Raw genomic sequence first — 19,246 nt, 5'->3', positions numbered from 1 at the left:
TTTAAACAGTTCTACTACAAATGACAAAGCTTACTGATGACTCAGTCATCACCAAAAATACAAAATCAATACAAACACAAAACCTTTGTTTTATTGGCTTCCCAATTTACCCCCTTTACGTTTGGCGACCACAGCGGTTTGGACCCACTCCTTCCCTTCCCGAACAGGACAGTGAAACATCCCTGCGCCGATGATAGTATACTCCGTATGCGAAAGTAGGTCATCGCCAAACTCCTTATTCTCTACCCCAGCTCCTTTTATTTTATTAGGTGCTGGGGTTTTGCTTTTTTGCTTATCCATGCAATTTATCCATCAATTCAAACCATCAAACCACATGAACAAAAAACAAAATGCCGTTTTTGACGGCATTTTGTTTTTTGAATTATAGTCAATTCAAAATAAAATAGTACAATACCCTAATTTTTAGGATTAAAAAATGGCACATTCAACAGAACTGCGAAATAAAGCATTAAGCTATTATGAACAATGCAAAAATATCAGTAAAGTCGCCCAAGCTTACCAAATATCCAGAAATACGCTTTACCTATGGATACGCTTGAAAGCGCAAACAGGCAGCTTAAATCATCAAGTAAAGGGGCAAAATGCCAATAAATTGAACAGCCAAAAATTGGCTGAACATATACAACAACACCCTGATGCTTATTTGCATGAAATAGCTGAACATTTTAATTGTTCAAAATCAGCCATTTTTTATGCACTCAAAAGAATGGGTATCACGCGTAAAAAAAGACCACCACATACAAAGAACAAGACCCAAATAAAGTAAAAGATTATTTAAATCAACTGGCTGAATTTTTTGACTATCAGCGTGTTTATTTGGATGAAACGGGATTTGATACTTACTTATTTCGTCCTTATGCGCGTAGCCCAAAGGGGCAGGTCATCAAAGCCCAAATCAGTGGTAAAAAGTACCAACGCTTATCGCTTGTTGCCGCACAAGTCGGCAACAAACTGATTGCCCCTATGATTTATCAAAACACAATGACCAGTGCTTTTTTTGAAACATGGTTTGAGCAATGTTTATTGCCTATTTTAAATAAAAAATCTGTCATTATTTTGGATAATGCACGATTTCATCGTATGGGTATTTTGCGTGAAATGGCGCACAAATGGGGGCATAAAATCTTGCCGCTTGCACCTTATTCACCAGAGCTTAATCCCATAGAACGGACATGGGCAAACATCAAGAGATATATGCGAGCCATTTTACCTAGTGGAAGGCATTTTACTGATACGTTAGTGTCCTATTCTTATTTTAACTGACTATATTTTTTGATGCTCAAATTGAACAATGCGCGACTCAATTCTTTGGCGAGAAATTGGTAGCCTTGTGGGGTAAAGTGTACGCCATCGTTTTGTGCCAATTTGTCATTTATCCAGCGATTCATGCTGCATTCTCCGCCCATTGCGTCTTGCCATGACCAGTAGAGCAGGTGTTTTTCTTTTGCGATTTGGTGCTGCATTTTTTGTATTTCGCTCAAACGTTTGGGGCGTGTACCGCATACGCCATCGCGGTTTTTGAGTGATTCGGGTGCGCCAATCATCAAAATGGCGGCATGGGGTAGGGTTTGTTGGATTCGGTCAATGTTTTCTTGCCAAATTTTTTGGGTTTGTGCCACGTTGATTTGGTCGTTAAAGGCTTCGTTGGTGCCATAGGCGAGAATAATTAAATCGGCTTGGGTTTCTACTAAATCGTTTTCCCAATCGGCTCGCCATTTTTGCCAGTGGCTTAATTGTGTGCCGTTTAGTCCGAAGGCGGAAACGGTTACGCCACTTTTTTGGTTTTCAAATTGAATGGCTCCGATTTCCCACAATGCGTTGTCGGCTGCCTGAATGCGAATGGGCGGTTGGGCATTGAGGGTGAAATATTGCCAGTTGTTGCCGTGTAAACTGTATGCGAATGTGGCTTTTTGTGTGGCATCGGTGATTTTGAGTGGGCTGTCGCTGAAAATGGGGCGCATGGCTAAGCTGATTTGTTGTGTGCCTGTGTCTTTGGGGTTCAGCACCAAACTTTGTTGTGTTTTGGAACGTGCCAATATGCCGCCAAGTGGAAAGGCGGCGGTGTCGCGGCGTGCGTTGAGTAATTGCCAATTGCTGCCTGAATAGTCCACCACGGTGCTGCGTTGCCCTGATACGGCGGCGGGATACACCCAACCTATGCCTGCGTTGCCCCATTTTTGTTGCAAATGTTGCCGTAGGGTGTCGGTGAAATAGCCGCCTGCGGTGTGGGAATCGCCTAATTGTACGATGCGAAATTGGGTGGCTTTGCCTTGTGCCAAGTCGCGTAATTTGTCTTGCCATGCTTGGCTTTGGGGGCTGTAATTGATGATGTTTGAGCTGGGTTTGTTGCTGATTTGTGGGTTGGGGCGTGTGCTTGGATTTGGGGTTTGTGGGGTGGGTTGTGCTTGGGCGTTGAGTATGCCCAAGGTGGTCATCAACGCGGCAATGTATTTTAGGGGAAATGAGAACATGGTGGCTTTCTGCTTATATTGCTTTTCAGGCAGCCTGAAACATGGTGGCTGCCTGAAAAATCATTGAACTTGAATGTAACTTTTTAAATAATTGGACATGAAAATTTGCCCTGCGGTGTTGAGATGAATGCCGTCTTTGGTGCGAATGCGGACGGTTTCGCCATCTATGGTCATGCTGTCTTGATAGTTTTCGGTGTCGCTCAACAGCATATCGGTGGGCAACCAAATGACGGTTGGCAATTTGCCCACCAATTCGTTGCCCAAAATGTGATTCAGATGGCGCACACCTTTATTCAAATCAACGCGGCGCATATACGGCACGCCCAACCAAATGATTCGCGCCTGATTTTGCTCGGCTGCCTGAACAATCCGATTTACGCGATTCAAATATTCCGCGTTCCATTCTGGCGATTGAAATTTCAAATACGCTCCGCCTTGTGGATTGGGAAAATCCCAAGGGTCGTTCGCGCCCAATAGCACGACAATCAGTTTGATATTGGGTTCTTTTTGCAAGGTTTGCTCAATGGTGGTGGGCCAGTCAAAAAATTTGGGGTATGCCAAACCTGTGCTTTGTTTGCTCAAATTGAGCGAATCAATTTGATGTTCGCTTTTGAGCCTGCGTTGAAGGTGTGGCGCAATGCCCTGCATGATGGAATCGCCCACAAACAATACCTTCTCGCCCGAATGCAACAACACAATCTGTTCGCCATTTTGTGTGGGAGGATTGGGGGCAGATGCGGTTTCAGGCTGCCTGTTTGGGGTGGTTTCGGTACTGGGGGATTGGGGTGGTTGTGTTGTAGGGGGCGAATCGTTTTCTGCTGCCACATCATTTTCCGCATTGGGCGATGAATCGCTTGCCAACCAGCCATTGACCACATCTTGCGCCTTTGCCCCCATTTGCCACAGCGCAAAATGGTTCAAAGGTTCAAGCGGACTGGCTTTGTGATACGTTTGCTGCCAATACGCATTGATGGACTGATGGCTGAACCACACCGACAACACCACTGCCCCCAACAAAGCCCCATACACCCGCCAATGCGATGATGATGGCGACTTGGGCGGTGGCGCAACAGGCGGCGTGGCTGCCTGAACATCGCTGGGTGGCGTTTCAGGCAGCGTTGCCTTTTCGGGCGGTGGGTTGGGCGCAGGTTCAGACGACAAATCCACTTCCACATTCAACGTTTCGGGGGGAAGGGGGTCGGTGTCGTCCAATTTCCACTCTTTTTCGGTGGCAGGGGGCGCGTCTGTATCGTCCAAACGCCATTCGCGTTCGGTTTCGCCATTTTGAATCGGAAATTTGACGATGGTAGGTTCAGCATTTTTATCAGAAGTTAGCATAAATAAACCCCGGTATTCCTGATGGCGCAACCGCCATTAAAATCATCATGATTGCCGCTAAAATAAACGACCAAGTCCAATAAGGCAAGCGTTCCAAACGCAACACGGCTGCCTGAAACAGCGCATTCATTTTCGGATACGCCGCCACCACCGCCACCATCAACGCAATCATGCCCAAAGCCGACCACGCCATGTGTGCCTGCTGCCCACCGCCCAACAGCGCGGTAAACATCTGCCCCGTTTCGCCCAAATTGTGGGTGCGGAAAATGATGAAACTCACGCTCACAAACAAAAACGTCAGCCCCACCGCCGCCCAAGTGCCAAAGCGATTTTGAAAATAATGTTTGCCCAATGTGCGTTCACACGAATTGACCACCACAAACGCCACCCCATGCAAAGCCCCCCACAGCAAAAAATTCCAGCCATAACCGTGCCAAATGCCCGAGAGCAACATCGCCAACATCACATTGACTTGCGTTCGCACAAAACCTTGGCGGCTGCCGCCCAAGGGAATGTAGATGTAATCGCGTATCCAAGTGGACAATGTGATGTGCCAACGTTCCCAAAAATCACGAATGTTTACCGCGCGCAGGGGCATATTGAAGTTTTCAGGCAGCCTGAAACCCAGCAGCATTGCCATGCCCAACACCAAATCAGTATAACCCGAAAAATCCAAAAACAACTGAAACGTGTAACCCAACACCGCCGCCCACGCGCTCAACGCATCATATTGCAAAGGGTTTTCAAACACAGGATTGACCCAGTTTTCCGCCAACATACCGCTCAACCACCACTTTTTTGCCAAGCCCAGCGCAATCAACGCCAAAGCCAGAGCAGGGCGCACCATTTGACGCGGTTGCGTGGTTTGCACCTGTTCGGTAAAGCCCATTTGCGTGCCATAAATGCTTTTCAGGCTGCCTGCGCGAATAATCGGGCCCGATGTGATGGTGGGAAAAAACGAAAAATGCAGCAACAAATCGCCGCGTATCATGCCCACATTTTCGCGGCGATAAATGGCGAGCAAATAGGCAATCGCTTGAAAAGTATAATAAGAAATGCCCAAAGGCATCACCCAATCCGCCACATTGTCGCCAAAAGCAGCCTGAAAAGCAGGGCGGAAAAAATCAAAATATTTAAACAAACCCAAATTCGCCAAAGCCAAAACAATGCCACCGCTCAACCACATTTTGCGCGATTTGGCGTGTTCAGATGATTGTATTTTAAACGCAATTTGCCAAATTGCCAGCGCAAACCACACCACCGCCAAAGCCACAGCCCAATGCACGGTGCATAAATACAGCAAACTGGCAGCCAACAAAGCCCGATTTTGCCAACGTGGCGAACGGTGCAGCGACCAATAAATCGGCAAAAAAATCAAAAAGCACAAAGCAAATTCTATGGAAAGAAGCGGCATAAAAAATTCATCAAAAATAATCGGTTGAATGGGTTTTCAGGCAGCCCATTTGCAGGAAATGGCTGCCTGAAACGACCCATAATCTTAACACATTTTAAAACACATTTCAGGCTGCCTGAAATCACGCCGCACGGGTTTGGGATAAATGTTTGCGAATCACAAACATTTGAATGAGAAAAATAAAATTCAGCAATACCGCACCACACAACCACATACCCAGTATCATCGCCACCAACATACGCCAACTGTGTTCGTCAAACGGCAACAGCGCAAACAAAATCACATTAATCACCAGCACCGCCAGCAACAAAATCCCATTGGCAATGCGTATGCTGTTTTTCCAATTTTGCCAGCGTTGAGCCCAAGTTAAATGGGTTGGGGTATTATTTAAATTATTGTTTTCAAATGATAAAAAATAAATCACCATCAAAATCAAAAATAGGTCGCCCCGTGATTTGTCCACCAGCAAATAATAAAAAAACATGATGATGATAAACAATTTCAATGCCACCGCTTGCTTTGCCAATTTTTCGTTTAATTTGTGGCGTTCGGCTTCGTTGCGTGTGTGGCGTACGCCCGAAAATTGTTCGTAGAGTTTATCCAAATATTTGTTCATGTTGTTTTTCTCCATTGTGGTTGTGTTTCAGGCAGCCTTACAGTACACGACATTTTTTGATATTGCCACAAACCTGCCCCCTCCCCCTATGTAAGGGGGAGGGCTGGGGTGGGGGTTAGAAACGCAAAGAGCCACCCCCACCCTAACCCTCCCCCGCCAGCAGGGGAGGGGACAGGTTGCAGACAGCCTGAAAGATTTTGTCGTGTACTGAAAGGCAGCCTGAAAAGCGAAATTGCCACTTTTCAGGCTGCCTGAATGCGATTTTTCAATTAAAAAAATCAATCATTACGCACCATAAACAGGACGTTTGTCGCACAAGGCTTTGGCTTTTTCTGCCACTTGCGCCAACACGGTTTCATCGTTGGGGTTTTCCAACACATCTGCCACCAAATTTGCCAATTCACGCGCATCGGCTTCATCAAAACCGCGCGAAGTAATCGCAGACGCACCCACGCGAATGCCACTGGTTACAAACGGTTTTTCAGGGTCGTTGGGAATGGCGTTTTTGTTGATGGTGATGTGTGCTTTGCCCAAAGCCTCTTCTGCCGCTTTGCCCGTGATGTTTTTCGGGCGCAAATCCACCAAAAACAAATGGCTTTCGGTGCGACCCGACACAATGCGTAAACCGCGTTTTACCAATTCTTCTGCCATTGCCGCCGCGTTGATTTTCACTTGTTTGGCGTATTGTTTGAATTCAGGTTCAAGGGCTTCTTTGAATGCCACCGCTTTTGCCGCAATAACGTGCATGAGTGGACCACCTTGCAAACTTGGGAAAATGGTTGAATTCAAAATCTTTTCATGCGTATTGTCGCGGCACAAAATCACGCCACCGCGAGGACCACGCAACGTTTTGTGTGTGGTGGTGGTGACAAAATCGGCAAATGGCACAGGATTGGGGTATTCGCCACCTGCCACCAAACCCGCATAATGCGCCATGTCCACAAACAAATACGCGCCCACTTTGTCGGCAATTTCGCGGAATTTCTCCCAATCAATTTGCAAGGCATAGGCAGACGCGCCTGCCACAATCATTTTCGGCTTGTGTTCCAAAGCCAAACGTTCCACTTCGGCATAGTTCAGCACTTCGTTTTCGTCCAAACCGTAAGTGATGGCGTTGTACAATTTGCCTGAAATGTTCACGCTGGCACCGTGTGTCAAGTGTCCGCCATGCGCCAAGCTCATGCCCAAAATCGTATCGCCGGGTTTCAACACGGCTGCGTACACGGCTTGGTTGGCTTGGCTGCCTGAATGCGGTTGCACGTTGGCGTATTCTGCGCCAAACAGTTTTTTCACGCGGTCAATCGCCAGTTGTTCTGCCACATCAACGTGTTCACAGCCGCCATAATAGCGTTTGCTGGGGTAGCCTTCGGCGTATTTGTTGGTCAGTTGGCTGCCTTGTGCTTCCATCACGGCACAGCTCACATAGTTTTCAGACGCAATCAGCTCAATGTGGTCTTGCTGGCGTTGTACTTCGGCAGCAATCGCGGCGGCTAATTCGGGGTCGTATTTTTCAATGGTAACGCTTTTTGAGAACATGATTGTGGTGTCCTTTGCAGGGTTGTTGAAAAAAGGGAGGGTATTTATGGTGAACCAAATACAAACTGGAACATCATATAGGGGGCAACTTGCCCTAGGGGCTAATGACAATTCGTTTCGCGATTGTTTTTTCATCAAAATCGCCAACTTCTGCGTCAAAAATACTCGCCAATGGGTGGCATTGACTCGCATTTTTTCCTTGAATTTGACAATTTTGCCTGAAAAACCAACTTTGCGCCCAAATTGTCATTAGCCCCTATTTTTAATGAGGTTTCAGGCAGCCTGAAAATTTGCTTAAACTTTCCGTTTGGCGCACATGATTTCGGCTTCTACCGCCAATTCGCCATCAACAAAGGCGGTGGCTTTGAATTTGCCAATGCCGCGTTTGCTTTGCAGCAATTCAATTTCAAACACCAACTGGTCGGCAGGAATCACTTGGCGTTTGAAACGCGCATTGTCTATGCCCGCAAAAAAGTAGATTTCATCGGGATGGCGACCGCCTTCGGTCAAAATGGCGAGCGCACCACAGGCTTGTGCCATCGCTTCAATAATCAGCACACCTGGCATAACGGGAAAATCGGGGAAATGCCCTTGAAATTGCGGTTCGTTCATGCTCACGTTTTTGATGGCGGTTAAAGATTTGCCGCTTTCAAATGCCGTGATTCGGTCAAGCAGCATAAAAGGGTAGCGATGGGGAATCAGTTTTTGAATGTCTTTGGCTTCAATGGGTAAAGTGATGTTCATGTGTTTTCCTGAAAATGTTTTGAAGTAATCTGCCTATTGTGCCATTATTTTGCGATTTGGGCAGCATAATTCGCACAATAGGCTGCCTGAAAACGCATGAATTTCAGGCAGCCTGTTGATTTTATTTTATGATTTGTGCGATGCGCGCGCATTGTGTGCGTCAATGTCAATCGCGTCCCAAGGGTAGTTAATCCACCAATCTTCCACTTCAATGCCCGCAAAATAATGGACATTTTGGGGGATAATGCCGCGTTTTTCCTTCAATTTATTGTGAATCACGGCAAAGCCCATTTCATTGAATTGTTGGGTTTTTTGCAATTCGTTCAACACAAATTCAGCGGTAACGCGGCTGTCGTCCACTTCGTCCACCACCAAAATGTTTTTGCCCAAAATGGTGTCGGGAATGGGGTCTAGCCATTGTACTTTTTTGATTTCATTGGCGGTTTCGCCGCTTCCCGATTCATCTAAATAATAGGCGGTGCTGACCGTGTAAATCGGAATTTCCAAAAAAGAGCGCAACATACGCGCAGGAATGAAACCGCCACCGCCAATGGCAATCATGGCGTGAAATTGAACATCGGCGTTTTGGATTTGTTCGGCGATGTTTTTGATGGTGCGATGAATGTCATCGTAGGTGTACCAAATTTTTTTAACAGACATGGGCAATAACTCCAAGATATTTTTCAGGCAGCCTGAAAAGAAAACATGAACGAAAAAAGCCAGCCGATATTGCAAAACGCGCAATCGCTGGCTTTTTTGATGACAAAATTAATCCTCTTTGGTTTTCACAACTTTGCGACCACGGTACATACCGTTGGGCGAAATGTGGTGTGGGCGATGAACTTCGCCAGTTTGACTGTCTACCGACAAGGCAGGCGCAGTCAGCGCGTCATGCGAGCGGTGCATACCGCGACGAGAGGGGGATTTTTTGTTTTGTTGAACTGCCATTTCAAGCTCCTGAAATTAAAATAAAAATAGAAATATCAACCTTTTTTCAAACCTGCCAACACCGAAAAGGGGTTGGGTTTGTCTTGATTGACCGCGTCCAATTTGCGATTGCCACAATCATCGTGTTTGGGCGAAATGGGCAATGCCATCAGAATTTGGTCTTCCACCAAAGAGAGCGCGTCCAATTCGGGGCAGAGCAGCATGCCTTCCAATTCTTCATCGGCGAGCATGGCTTCGTCCAATTTTTCTTCGTTGGCAAACAAGACAATGCGAACTTGTTCATCAAGTGGAAAATCGCTTGGCTGCATACAGCGTTGGCAATGCAATTTCAGGCTGCCTGAAACAGCCAAATCCAAAAACGGGCGTTGCCATCTGTCGGTGCCACCGCGCAGGGTGTAGTGCAATTCAGATGACAAGTCGGCAATATCGGGCGACCAAATGCGTTTGTCCAAATGTTGCAGGCTTACCGTGCCGTTGATGGTTTCTGCTTGGGCGGCAAACGCTTGGGGGTCAATCAAAATTCGGTTTAACATAAACGGAGCATGATATAATTTTATGACTTTATCGTCAAGATTTTTCAGCGTTTCAATGGGATTAAACCATGCAAAAAAATGTGATTTTGGCTTCCACATCGGTGTTCAGGCAGCAGCAGTTGCGCACTTTGGGCGTGGATTTCATTGCCGCCAAGCCGATGTTTGACGAAACCCCTTTGGCAGGCGAAACCGCACACGACACGGCTTTGCGTTTGGCGGTGGGCAAGGCGCAATCGTTGGCGGCGATTTATCCGCAGCATTTGATTATTGGCGCAGACCAAGTGGCTTGGTGCCACAACCGTCAGCTTGGCAAACCGATGTCGGTGGAAAAGGCGGCGGCGATGTTGCGCGAATTGTCGGGGCAACACATTGAATTTTACAGCGCAATTTGTGTGTTGGACACGGTTTCAGGCAGCCTGAACAGCCATGTGGACACCACCATCGTGCAAATGCGCGAATTGAGCGATGCCCAAATTGCACGTTATTTGGCGCGTGAATCCGATGCCATTTACTGTGCAGGCGCGGCAAAAAGCGAAGGCTTGGGCGCAGCATTGTTGCAAAAAATAGACAGTACCGACCCCAATGCCTTGATTGGTTTGCCGATTTTTTGGTTGGTGTCGTGCTTAATGGCGCATGGCGTGGAAGTGATTTGAAGGCAAAAGCGTTGTTTTTTTGCCTAAATGGGTGGGTTGAAATGATTAAATGTTGTAAATTTACCATAAAATTGGCGCATTTAATCCACAATCATATTATCATGGATAAATTTTATCGGTGTTTTCAGGCAGCCTGAACACCAAGCGAAAGGATTGTATGTTAAAAAACAGTATTTTATTGTTTTGTACGACATGGATTTTGGCGGCATGTGTGAGCGGTGGCGCACCCAAGCAAATGGCAGCAGGCGTACCGCCCATGGCAGGTTCATGGCAACATTTGGGCGCAACCAACAACGGCAATATACTGGTTTCTTACGACACCGCAAGCATACGCAAAAATGGCGATTTCATGCTGTTGCGCGACCGCAAAATTGTCATCAATCCTGCTTTGGAAAGATACGATGACAACACCCCACGTTACAAAGTGGCGGTAAACGATTGGGAATTTCATTGCCGCAACCAAAGCTATCGTTTGGCGGCAACACAATTTTTAGATGAAAATGGCAAAATCTTATTGGCACAACGCTTTACCCCTGTGGAAATTCGCCCCATGCCCATTTCAAATGGCTCTATTTCACAAAAACAATATGCCTTGGTTTGCCGGTAATTTTGAATTTGAATAGGAAACAAAATGAATATGAATGCAAAATCGGTGGTGGTGGCTTTAACCATGATGTTGATTTCATCAGCAGCAATGGCGGTCAATCCTGCCGCTCTGTTGGGCGGTTCGTCCATCAACAATTCGCGATTAGATGATTTGAAAGCGGCACAACAGGTTTACCAAAATCTGCTTGATGAACACGCGCGTGAAGAAACCCACATCAAACGCCTAACCCGCCGCTTGGAACGCGCCGAACGCAAATTGGAAAAAGCCCAATTTAATGTGAACAAATTGCGCGCCGAATTGATGTTTACGCGCGACATTCAACGCCGCCAAGCCAGTGAATTGAAAGTGGCTGGCGAAAGATTGAATCGCGCATGGCAAGCGGCTTATGGCACGCCTGAATACCGCGTTGCCGCCAAAAAATGATGGCGGTGTTGCCCCACCATGCTGGTGTTGATGAGGCGGGTCGTGGCTGCTTGGTGGGCAGTGTGTTTGCGGCGGCGGTGATTTTGCCGCACAATTATGATTTGCCGCATTTGACCGATTCCAAAAAGCTGTCTGAAAAAAAACGCGATGTGCTGGCGGTGCAAATCAAACAGCAAGCTGTGGCATGGTGCATTGCCAGTGCCAGCCCCGATGAAATCGCACAACTGAATATTCTGCACGCCACCATGTTGGCAATGCAAAGGGCGATTGAGGGCTTGGCGGTGCTGCCTGAAAAGGTGTGGATAGATGGCAATCGCATTCCCCCCAATTTAAATGTGCCTGCCGAAGCGGTGGTGCAGGGCGACAGCAAACTGGCTGCCATTTCTGCCGCGTCCATTTTGGCGAAAACGGCGCGTGATGGGGAAATGTATGCCTTGCACGAGCGGCACCCGCAATACGGTTTTGCACAACACAAGGGTTATGGCACGGCGGCGCATTTGGCGGCATTGCGGCAATTTGGGGTGCTGCCTGAACATCGGGTGGGTTTTGCGCCTGTGAAAATGCTGTTGGCGCAGCAAACTTTGTTTGATTGAGTTCACGTTTTGTGAAAAGCTGTCTGAAAACAAAAATTTACTGTTTTCAGGCAGCTTTTCTGTTGCAATTTTGTATGGTAAAAATGATGAGTGCTTGGATTTATGTGATAAGCGATTCGCAAAGGGAAAACCAAGTTTGCATAAGTTATGTGGAGCAAGACCCCACACAATGGCAAACGCCACAAAATGAATCAATGCAGTTGGAATATGCGGTTAAGGGGCAAAATCCACATCGTGCCAAATTGTTGATACACCAACATTTGCATTTGTGCAAATGCTTGCCCGATGACAAACACGATGATTGGTTTGAATGCGGGCTTGCTGATGCGATTATGTTGGCGCAATGGGCGAGTGGCACACCGCGTTTGGCGGAAATGTATGCACATAATGGTTTGATTTTTCAGCAAGAACAAAATCTCATTCAATTAAAAAAACGGAAAAAAGCCCGTTTGATTTTGGGGATAAAATATGCGGCAACGGTGCTGTGTGTGGGCGTGGCGTGTTGGGCGTTTCGGTGGTGGTGGACGCATTGAGTTTTTCAGGCTGCCCTTATTCAGTAAAATCCACGTTTTTGTTTGACTTACTTTTTGAAAAAGTTAAATTAAAACGGTAACTTTCTTTGTGGTTCAGCGACTGAATATGGTGAACCAAATGAAAAATGGGGCATCATGTAGGGTGCAACTTTTGCACCAAATCCATGTTTTATCAGGAAAATGGTGCAACAAGTTGCACCCTATACTTATCCTATTTTCATAAATGGTATTTCAGGCTGCCTGAAATCATTTGCGTTGCGCCATTTTGTGTTTCACAAATTCAAAAGTCATCGGCATGATGGACACGACAATAATCCCCAGCACCACTTTACCAAAATTGTCTTTCACAATCGGTAAGTTACCAAAGGCGTAACCCACATAAGTCAGCAGCCCTACCCATGCGATTGCGCCTATGATGTTGTAGCGAATGAATTGCGCGTAATCCATTTTGCCCATGCCCGCCACAAAGGGGGCAAAGGTTCGCACAATCGGCACAAATCGCGCCAAAATGATGGTTTTGCCACCGTATTTGGCGTAAAAATCGTGGGTTTTGTGCAGATATTCTTGTTTGAAAATGCGTGAGTGGGGATTGGCAAACAGCTTTTCGCCAAAATATTTGCCGATTGTGAAATTGACGGCATCGCCTAAAATGGCGGCTGCCAACAATATCGCCACCATGATGTGCACATTCAATGCGCCTGCCGATGCCGCCGCCACCGCACCTGCGGCAAACAATAGGGAATCTCCCGGTAAAAAGGGCGTTACCACCAATCCCGTTTCGCAAAACACAATCAAAAACAAAATGGCATAGAGCCACACACCGTATTGGGTGGACAGTGTGATAAGGTGTTGGTCTATATGCAAAATAAAGCTGATGATTTCATTTATCATGTTTCAGGCTGCCTTTGGGGTTGAAAAACGTTTCAGGCAGCCTGAACAACATTGGGGCTGCCTGAAAACGCATTTTGATGATTTACGCTTGCCACACCAACAAAGCATGATTGCGTTTACCGCGTTTCACAATCGCATATTTGCCAAAACGCTTTTGTGCCTCGCCTATCATGAATTGGTCATCGGGTTTTTCGGGCGAAAAGTCGGGGTTGTTTGCCGTAACGGGTTCGCCGTTAATCAGCACCGCGCCGCTTTGCACAAAACCACGCGCCTCTTTGTTGGATTGCGCCAAACCCGATTGCACCAATGCCGCCACCACATTCAGGCTGCCTGAAACTTCGGTAACGGGCAAACCGTCCAAAGCCAACTGTGCATAATCTTGTTCGGTCAAGCCGCTTTCATCGCCCGAAAACAGGCTTTCGGTGATGCGTTGGGCTGCCTGTAAAGCCGCTTCGCCGTGAATCAAGCGCGTCATTTCTTCGGCTAAAATGCGTTGGGCTTGTGGTTTGGTTTTGCTGGCTTGGTCTTGTTTTTCAATTTCATCAATTTGCTCAATGCTTAAAAATGTGAAATATTTCAAAAATTTGTACACATCAGCGTCAGCCACTTTCAGCCAGAATTGGTAAAATTGGTAGGGCGAAGTTTTGTTTGCGTCCAGCCACACTGCGCCGCCTTCGGTTTTGCCGAATTTGGTGCCGTCCGATTTGGTAACAAGCGGCAAAGTCAAGCCGTGTACCGATTTTTGGTGCAAGCGGCGTGTGGTTTCCGTACCCCAAGTGATGTTGCCCCATTGGTCGCTGCCGCCAATTTGCAGTTGCACGTTGTGGCGTTGATTTAATTCAGCAAAATCATATCCTTGCAACAATGCGTAAGCAAATTCGGTAAACGAAATGCCTTGGTCTTCGCGTTCAATGCGTTGTTTGACCGATTCTTTTGCCAACATCGCGTTTACCGAAAAATGTTTGCCGATGTCGCGCAAAAAATCCAAGCAATTCATTTTGCCAAACCAGTCGGCATTGTTTGCCATGATTGCCGCGTTGTCGCCATCAAATTTTAAGAATGGTTTCAACTGATTGCGTATGCTTTCTACCCAACTTGCTACGGTTTCGGGGGTGTTCAGGCTGCGTTCTTGGGCTTTGAAACTGGGGTCGCCAATCATGCCCGTTGCGCCGCCCACCAATGCCACAGGCGTATGCCCCGCGTTTTGAAAACGGCGCAACACCAACACAGGCAGCAAATGCCCAATGTGCAAGCTGTCGGCAGTGGGGTCAAAACCGCAATACAGCGCGATTTTGTTTTCGTCCAATAATTTGGATAATTCTTGAATATCAGTGGTTTGGGCGATTAAGCCGCGCGCTTGTAAGTCTTGTAATAATGCGTTCATGTTTTTTTCCTGTGATTCAGACAGCCTTCGCGTTTCAGGCTGCCTGAAAGTTTTTTAAATCAATCCATTAAACCACAATGTTTACCAATTTGCGATTGGGCGGCAAGATGATTTTCTTCGCCGTTTTGCCTTCCATGAATTTTTGTGCGCCTGCGGTGGCGAGTGCGGCTGCGATGATGTCGTCATCGCTGGCATCGGCGGCAATCATCAATTCATCGCGCAATTTGCCGTTCACTTGAACCACCACTTTGATTTCGCTTTGCACGAGTGCGGTTTCATCGGCTTTCAGCCAGCTTTGTTCGTATAAAGGTTTGTTTTGATTCAGTTCTGCCCACAAAGTTTCACAAATGTGCGGCACAATGGGCGACAACAAAATCAACACCGCTTCCAACACTTCACGCGCCACCGCTTGACCGTTTTCGCCAGTGCAATCGGTTTTGTCGTATTGATTGAGCAATTCCATCACTGCGGCGATTGCCGTGTTGAATTGCTGACGGCGGTCGTAATCATCGGTAACTTTGGCGATGGTGCTGTGCAATTTGAAACGCAAATCTTTCAGGCTGCCTGAAAGTGAATTATGCTCGCCTGCAAATGCGTTTACCGAATTGCCGCCTTGTTTCACAAACTCATACACCGTGCGCCACAAACGGTTCAAGAAACGATATGCGCCTGCCACGCCCGCGTCTGACCATTCCAAAGTTTGCTCGGGCGGAGACGCAAACATCATGAACAAGCGTGCCGTGTCCGCGCCATAAGCGTCAATGATTTGTTGGGGGTCCACGCCATTGTTTTTGGATTTGGACATTTTTTCCACGCCACCCATTTGCACGGGCAAGCCGTCTGCATTCAAAATCGCGGCGATGGGGCGACCTTTTTCATCGGTTTGCACGGTAACATCGGCTGGGTTAAACCATTGTTTTTTGCCGTCTTCTTTTTCGCGGAAATAAGTGGCTTGCAACACCATGCCTTGCGTCAATAATTGCTTAAACGGCTCGCGCACAGGCACAATGCCCTCATCGTTCATCAATTTGGTAAAGAAACGCGCGTAAAGCAAATGCAAAATCGCGTGTTCAATGCCGCCAATATACTGGTCGGCTTGCCCCCAATAGGCTGCCGCGTTCGGCTCAACCATGCCGCCTTCAAATTGGGGCGACATATAACGGAATTGATACCAGCTTGATTCCATAAAGGTATCCATGGTATCGGTTTCGCGTTTGGCGGGTTTGCCGCAGTTGGGGCAGGTGGTTTCGTAAAACTCGGGCATTTTTGCCAAAGGCGAACCCGCACCATCGGGAACGACATTTTCAGGCAGCACCACAGGCAAATCTTGTTCAGGCACAGGCACATCGCCACAATCATCGCAATGCACAATCGGAATCGGGCAACCCCAATAACGTTGGCGCGAAATGCCCCAATCGCGCAAACGGTATTGCGTTTTAGGCTCGCCCAATCCCAAAGATTGCAATTTTTCGCCCATTTTTTCAAAGGCTTGAACATAATTCAAACCGTCAAATTCGCCCGAATGGATTAACACGCCATTTTCTTTGTCGCCATACCAATCTTGCCAATTTTGGTCGTCATAAGGCAAATTGTTCACATTAACCACTTGTTTGATTGGGAAACCGTATTTACGCGCAAACGCAAAATCGCGCTCGTCATGCGCTGGCACAACCATCACCGCACCATCGCCATAGCCCCAAATCACATAGTTTGCCACCCACACAGGCAGCGTTTCGCCATTGAGCGGATTGATGACGTAACGTCCTGTTGGCAAACCTTTTTTCTCCATGGTTGCCATATCCGCTTCTGCCACCGAACCTGCTTTGCATTCCGCGATAAAGGCTTGCAATTCAGGATTGTTTTCGGCTGCGGCTGTGGCAAGTGGGTGTTCCGCCGCCACCACCACCGCGCACGCGCCAAAAAGCGTGTCGGGGCGTGTGGTATAAACTTGAATGTATTGAGAAAAATCATCGGGCAAACCCGCTTGGCTGTTTTCAGGCAGCCTGAAACGCACCGTCATGCCTTTGGATTTGCCAATCCAGTTGCGTTGCATGGTTTTGACTTGCTCGCCCCAATCCAAGTCGTTCAAATCGTTCAACAAATCTTCGGCATAATCGGTAATGCGGAAATAGTACATGGGGATTTCGCGTTTTTCCACCAACGCGCCACTGCGCCAACCGCGACCGTCAATCACTTGCTCGTTTGCCAACACGGTTTGGTCAATCGGGTCCCAGTTTACCGTGCCTAACTTGCGGTAAACAATGCCTTTTTTAAACAATTTGGTAAACAAAAGCTGTTCCCAACGATAATATTCGGGGCGACAGGTTGCCAATTCGCGCTCCCAATCCAGCGCAAAACCCAATGATTTTAATTGGTTTTTCATGTAATCAATATTGGAATACGTCCATTCGGCAGGGGCAACTTGGCGGTCAATGGCGGCATTTTCGGCAGGCATACCGAAAGCGTCCCAACCCATAGGTTGCAACACATTGTATCCTTGCATTTTTTTGAAACGCGAGCGCACATCGCCAATGGTGTAATTGCGGACGTGCCCCATGTGCAATTTGCCGCTTGGGTAGGGGAACATGGACAGGCAGTAAAATTTGGGTTTGTCTTTGTTTTCAACGACATTGAAAGCGCGTTCTTGTTCCCATTTGGCTTGGATTTGGGGTTCAATTTGGGAAGGTTGGTATTGTTCTTGCATGATTTTGTTTCACATTTCAAATAAATAAAAAATAATGGCGGATTATAGCAGTTTCCGTGTTTTTCAGGCTGCCTAAACGTACACGACAAAATGAACGTTTTTGCCTTCGGCGACTTACTTTTTAAAAAAGTAAGCCAAATACATGAACGCTGAGCGGTTTGCGTTTCAAAAAACATTTCAGGCTGCCTGAAAGCAAATTGTAATGAAAAACAATAAGTAATAGAATGCGTGGGTGCGAGCACCCACCCTACGCTTGCTTTGGGCGTGGGGGCTGGGGTGCATTTCGCTACGCTGCATTTATCGCCAGCCTACGCGTAATTTGGGGTTTCAGGCTGCCTGAAAATGAATGATTAAATTACCGTTAAAATTTCTTCTATTTCATTTTCAAGAGAAGTAATTAAAGTATTAGTATGACTCAAAATTAGTGCTGGATTTGCTTTTCTAAAAAAATTGTTAACACATAACTGGCTAAGTGTCGGTTCCGACGTCGTATCAATAGGGTGTCTATCATAATTTTCAATATTCACACGACATAATGATAATAAAATGTAAAACATCATTAAATCCACATTATCGTATTTTGGTACAAAGCCATCATCAATAGGTAGAAATTTTTTAATATCTGCACCACCTTTAATAAACCTAGCCAATTCATTGGCATCGGCACGCCAATTTAATAAATCTTGTAGTAAGCTTGGTTTGAGACAATGTAGTAAAATGGTTGTAATTACAAGAATTTTATGGGTAAAATCATAATTTGTACCACCTTGTAAATAAAAATAAATTTCCAAATTGCGGATTATTGTTTCTATTTCTCGCAGACTAACTGAATTACTATCTAAAATAGTATCAATTAATGTGAGATAATAATTAGAATATGAAGAATTTGAAAAAGCTTGTTTTAGATTATTACTCTGTTCCACTTTATCCCAAAAATATTGAATTGAAACACTAGGGTCATTGGGTGAGCTTTTTTTAGGCAATGTATAAACCAAACGGATAAACTTATCCAAGTATTTATGGCTGTCCACAATATCGCCATAACGATGATTGACGGCAGCTCTTAACTGGGCTAGATTTGTAATTAAAACAATTTTAACTTCTGGAATATCAAATACATGCTTAATAATTTCCAGCATATCAATCGCATAATCGGGGCGACATCTGTCCAATTCATCAATGAACAGAATAATCGGTTTGGTGCTTGCCACTTCTTTTAAAGTTTGTTGCAAAGCCTGTAAATTTTTTTCGCTTTCAATTTGTTCTTGCAATAAGGTGGCAGTTACCAATTCAATGCTTTTATCTACACCTGCATCAATGGCTTTTTCGCCCAATTCTTTTCCCGTATCATCAAGAATAGCTTCCCATTCGTCTGATAGTAGCTCAATATCTTGTTTCAATAAATGACCAAGACCTGCTTTAAGCAATGTTTTAAATGAAAATTTTGCACCTGCGGCAAACTTATTTATCAAAGTTTTACGTTGTTCTTGGGCTGCGACATCATCATTATTAACAGGGCAACAAACCTTGATGATTTCCGCCAACAATACCAGTAAAGGTTCGCCTGTGTGGTCGGTACGGAATGCATCAATATAAACCAAATGATGTGTATCGGGCGATGTTTCGTTCATCAAGTTAATCAGCTTTTGGCAAAAAATGGATTTACCCGTTCCCCAAGCTCCGTCAATAATCATGGGCGAAACATCAAGGTCTGATTGAAGCAAACGACTGATTTTCTCCGCAAGGGGGCGGCGATTGAAATCATCTTGGTCAGCAAAAGTGGCATTCATAATTATATCCTTATATTTTAAATAAAAATTTTGTGGCAAATTGGGTG

19 protein-coding genes and 1 rRNA gene are annotated in these 19,246 nt (G+C 46.1%); 7 read left to right on the top strand and 13 right to left on the bottom strand.

Translation table 11 applies throughout. The features are described 5' to 3' along the window. Nucleotides 1-120 precede the first annotated feature (120 nt). Nucleotides 121-232 (top strand): 5S ribosomal RNA (gene rrf, locus H3L97_RS01825). A gap of 204 nt (nt 233-436) precedes the next feature. After that, nucleotides 437-1,284, top strand: a protein-coding gene (locus tag H3L97_RS01820) for an IS630 family transposase (protein WP_182073065.1) whose coding sequence is annotated in 2 segments (ribosomal slippage) — nt 437-752 and nt 752-1,284 — 849 coding nt in all. Because the reading frame shifts where the segments join, the coding sequence is not laid out codon by codon here. On the opposite strand, the gene H3L97_RS01815 is transcribed toward H3L97_RS01820, so the two are convergent. The 9 genes from H3L97_RS01815 to H3L97_RS01775 all read right to left on the bottom strand — a co-directional run bounded on the left by H3L97_RS01815 (nt 1,272) and on the right by H3L97_RS01775 (nt 9,621). Next, on the bottom strand, nt 1,272-2,492 hold the full coding sequence (locus H3L97_RS01815; protein WP_097115120.1) for a GDSL-type esterase/lipase family protein: 1,221 nt from the start codon (nt 2,490-2,492) through the stop codon (nt 1,272-1,274). The two genes, H3L97_RS01820 and H3L97_RS01815, sit on opposite strands and share 13 nt — an antisense overlap. Nucleotides 2,493-2,552: 60 nt before the next feature. After that, nucleotides 2,553-3,830: an SGNH/GDSL hydrolase family protein gene (locus H3L97_RS01810; protein WP_097115121.1), complete on the bottom strand. Its 1,278-nt coding sequence runs from the start codon at nt 3,828-3,830 to the stop codon at nt 2,553-2,555. Beyond that, a complete protein-coding gene (locus H3L97_RS01805) occupies nt 3,817-5,244 on the bottom strand; it encodes an MBOAT family O-acyltransferase (protein WP_097115122.1) in 1,428 nt (475 codons plus the stop codon). The genes H3L97_RS01810 and H3L97_RS01805 overlap by 14 nt, the downstream gene beginning before the upstream one ends. Before the next feature lie 121 nt (nt 5,245-5,365). Then, nucleotides 5,366-5,860 carry a hypothetical protein gene (locus H3L97_RS01800; RefSeq protein ID WP_097115123.1) on the bottom strand — a complete coding sequence of 165 codons (495 nt, stop codon included), beginning with the start codon at nt 5,858-5,860 and terminating at the stop codon, nt 5,366-5,368. A 285-nt stretch (nt 5,861-6,145) separates the two neighbouring features. Further along, a complete protein-coding gene (gene glyA / locus H3L97_RS01795; RefSeq protein WP_097115124.1) occupies nt 6,146-7,396 on the bottom strand; it encodes a serine hydroxymethyltransferase in 1,251 nt (416 codons plus the stop codon). 294 nt (nt 7,397-7,690) lie between these two features. Continuing rightward, a complete protein-coding gene (gene fabZ, locus H3L97_RS01790; RefSeq protein ID WP_097115125.1) occupies nt 7,691-8,140 on the bottom strand; it encodes a 3-hydroxyacyl-ACP dehydratase FabZ in 450 nt (149 codons plus the stop codon). Nucleotides 8,141-8,266: 126 nt separating this feature from the next. Continuing rightward, nucleotides 8,267-8,800: a phosphoribosyltransferase gene (locus tag H3L97_RS01785; RefSeq protein ID WP_097115126.1), complete on the bottom strand. Its 534-nt coding sequence runs from the start codon at nt 8,798-8,800 to the stop codon at nt 8,267-8,269. 108 nt (nt 8,801-8,908) lie between these two features. After that, nucleotides 8,909-9,088 carry a 50S ribosomal protein L32 gene (gene rpmF, locus H3L97_RS01780; RefSeq protein ID WP_097115127.1) on the bottom strand — a complete coding sequence of 60 codons (180 nt, stop codon included), beginning with the start codon at nt 9,086-9,088 and terminating at the stop codon, nt 8,909-8,911. 35 nt (nt 9,089-9,123) lie between these two features. After that, complete coding sequence (locus tag H3L97_RS01775; protein WP_097115128.1) at nt 9,124-9,621, bottom strand: YceD family protein; 498 nt, start codon at nt 9,619-9,621, stop codon at nt 9,124-9,126. Nucleotides 9,622-9,689: 68 nt separating this feature from the next. On the opposite strand from H3L97_RS01775, the gene H3L97_RS01770 reads away from it, so the two are divergent. The 5 genes from H3L97_RS01770 to H3L97_RS01750 all read left to right on the top strand — a co-directional run bounded on the left by H3L97_RS01770 (nt 9,690) and on the right by H3L97_RS01750 (nt 12,430). Next, nucleotides 9,690-10,274 (top strand): Maf family protein, encoded by a 585-nt coding sequence (locus tag H3L97_RS01770; protein ID WP_097115129.1) that lies wholly within the window; start codon nt 9,690-9,692, stop codon nt 10,272-10,274. A gap of 157 nt (nt 10,275-10,431) precedes the next feature. Beyond that, on the top strand, nt 10,432-10,881 hold the full coding sequence (locus H3L97_RS01765) for a surface-adhesin E family protein (protein ID WP_097115130.1): 450 nt from the start codon (nt 10,432-10,434) through the stop codon (nt 10,879-10,881). Nucleotides 10,882-10,905: 24 nt separating this feature from the next. After that, a complete protein-coding gene (locus H3L97_RS01760) occupies nt 10,906-11,304 on the top strand; it encodes a hypothetical protein (RefSeq protein WP_097115131.1) in 399 nt (132 codons plus the stop codon). Beyond that, nucleotides 11,304-11,897 carry a ribonuclease HII gene (rnhB, locus tag H3L97_RS01755; RefSeq protein ID WP_097115138.1) on the top strand — a complete coding sequence of 198 codons (594 nt, stop codon included), beginning with the start codon at nt 11,304-11,306 and terminating at the stop codon, nt 11,895-11,897. Before H3L97_RS01760 ends, rnhB begins: the two co-directional genes overlap by 1 nt. A gap of 74 nt (nt 11,898-11,971) precedes the next feature. Continuing rightward, a complete protein-coding gene (locus H3L97_RS01750) occupies nt 11,972-12,430 on the top strand; it encodes a hypothetical protein (protein ID WP_097115132.1) in 459 nt (152 codons plus the stop codon). A 246-nt stretch (nt 12,431-12,676) separates the two neighbouring features. Here H3L97_RS01750 and H3L97_RS01745 read toward each other — a convergent pair whose 3' ends face one another. From H3L97_RS01745 to H3L97_RS01730, 4 genes are all read right to left on the bottom strand, one after another. Next, nucleotides 12,677-13,321 (bottom strand): DedA family protein, encoded by a 645-nt coding sequence (locus H3L97_RS01745; protein WP_097115133.1) that lies wholly within the window; start codon nt 13,319-13,321, stop codon nt 12,677-12,679. A gap of 82 nt (nt 13,322-13,403) precedes the next feature. Continuing rightward, entirely contained in the window at nt 13,404-14,705 is a 1,302-nt protein-coding gene (tyrS, locus tag H3L97_RS01740) for a tyrosine--tRNA ligase (RefSeq protein WP_097115134.1), read from the bottom strand. A gap of 67 nt (nt 14,706-14,772) precedes the next feature. Further along, nucleotides 14,773-17,409: a leucine--tRNA ligase gene (gene leuS, locus H3L97_RS01735; RefSeq protein WP_097115135.1), complete on the bottom strand. Its 2,637-nt coding sequence runs from the start codon at nt 17,407-17,409 to the stop codon at nt 14,773-14,775. A gap of 350 nt (nt 17,410-17,759) precedes the next feature. Then, nucleotides 17,760-19,199, bottom strand: coding sequence for a KAP family P-loop NTPase fold protein (locus H3L97_RS01730; protein ID WP_179655901.1), 1,440 nt, complete (start codon nt 19,197-19,199; stop codon nt 17,760-17,762). Between the last annotated feature and the right edge of the window lie 47 nt (nt 19,200-19,246).

Source organism: Alysiella filiformis, assembly GCF_014054525.1.
Taxonomy (GTDB): Bacteria; Pseudomonadota; Gammaproteobacteria; order Burkholderiales; family Neisseriaceae; genus Simonsiella; species Simonsiella filiformis.
The sequence above is the reverse complement of the archived record's forward strand: the minus strand, read 5'-3'. Positions and strand labels throughout refer to the sequence as shown.

What these genes read in the sequence shown, in the direction of transcription:
- H3L97_RS01815 (WP_097115120.1), bottom strand. Translation starts at nt 2,492, where the DNA reads ATGTTCTCATTTCCCCTAAAATACATTGCCGCGTTGATGACCACCTTG.
- H3L97_RS01810 (WP_097115121.1), bottom strand. Translation starts at nt 3,830, where the DNA reads ATGCTAACTTCTGATAAAAATGCTGAACCTACCATCGTCAAATTTCCG.
- H3L97_RS01805 (WP_097115122.1), bottom strand. Translation starts at nt 5,244, where the DNA reads ATGCCGCTTCTTTCCATAGAATTTGCTTTGTGCTTTTTGATTTTTTTG.
- H3L97_RS01800 (WP_097115123.1), bottom strand. Translation starts at nt 5,860, where the DNA reads ATGAACAAATATTTGGATAAACTCTACGAACAATTTTCGGGCGTACGC.
- glyA (WP_097115124.1), bottom strand. Translation starts at nt 7,396, where the DNA reads ATGTTCTCAAAAAGCGTTACCATTGAAAAATACGACCCCGAATTAGCC.
- fabZ (WP_097115125.1), bottom strand. Translation starts at nt 8,140, where the DNA reads ATGAACATCACTTTACCCATTGAAGCCAAAGACATTCAAAAACTGATT.
- H3L97_RS01785 (WP_097115126.1), bottom strand. Translation starts at nt 8,800, where the DNA reads ATGTCTGTTAAAAAAATTTGGTACACCTACGATGACATTCATCGCACC.
- rpmF (WP_097115127.1), bottom strand. Translation starts at nt 9,088, where the DNA reads ATGGCAGTTCAACAAAACAAAAAATCCCCCTCTCGTCGCGGTATGCAC.
- H3L97_RS01775 (WP_097115128.1), bottom strand. Translation starts at nt 9,621, where the DNA reads ATGTTAAACCGAATTTTGATTGACCCCCAAGCGTTTGCCGCCCAAGCA.
- H3L97_RS01770 (WP_097115129.1), top strand. Translation starts at nt 9,690, where the DNA reads ATGCAAAAAAATGTGATTTTGGCTTCCACATCGGTGTTCAGGCAGCAG.
- H3L97_RS01765 (WP_097115130.1), top strand. Translation starts at nt 10,432, where the DNA reads ATGTTAAAAAACAGTATTTTATTGTTTTGTACGACATGGATTTTGGCG.
- H3L97_RS01760 (WP_097115131.1), top strand. Translation starts at nt 10,906, where the DNA reads ATGAATATGAATGCAAAATCGGTGGTGGTGGCTTTAACCATGATGTTG.
- rnhB (WP_097115138.1), top strand. Translation starts at nt 11,304, where the DNA reads ATGGCGGTGTTGCCCCACCATGCTGGTGTTGATGAGGCGGGTCGTGGC.
- H3L97_RS01750 (WP_097115132.1), top strand. Translation starts at nt 11,972, where the DNA reads ATGGTAAAAATGATGAGTGCTTGGATTTATGTGATAAGCGATTCGCAA.
- H3L97_RS01745 (WP_097115133.1), bottom strand. Translation starts at nt 13,321, where the DNA reads ATGATAAATGAAATCATCAGCTTTATTTTGCATATAGACCAACACCTT.
- tyrS (WP_097115134.1), bottom strand. Translation starts at nt 14,705, where the DNA reads ATGAACGCATTATTACAAGACTTACAAGCGCGCGGCTTAATCGCCCAA.
- leuS (WP_097115135.1), bottom strand. Translation starts at nt 17,409, where the DNA reads ATGCAAGAACAATACCAACCTTCCCAAATTGAACCCCAAATCCAAGCC.
- H3L97_RS01730 (WP_179655901.1), bottom strand. Translation starts at nt 19,199, where the DNA reads ATGAATGCCACTTTTGCTGACCAAGATGATTTCAATCGCCGCCCCCTT.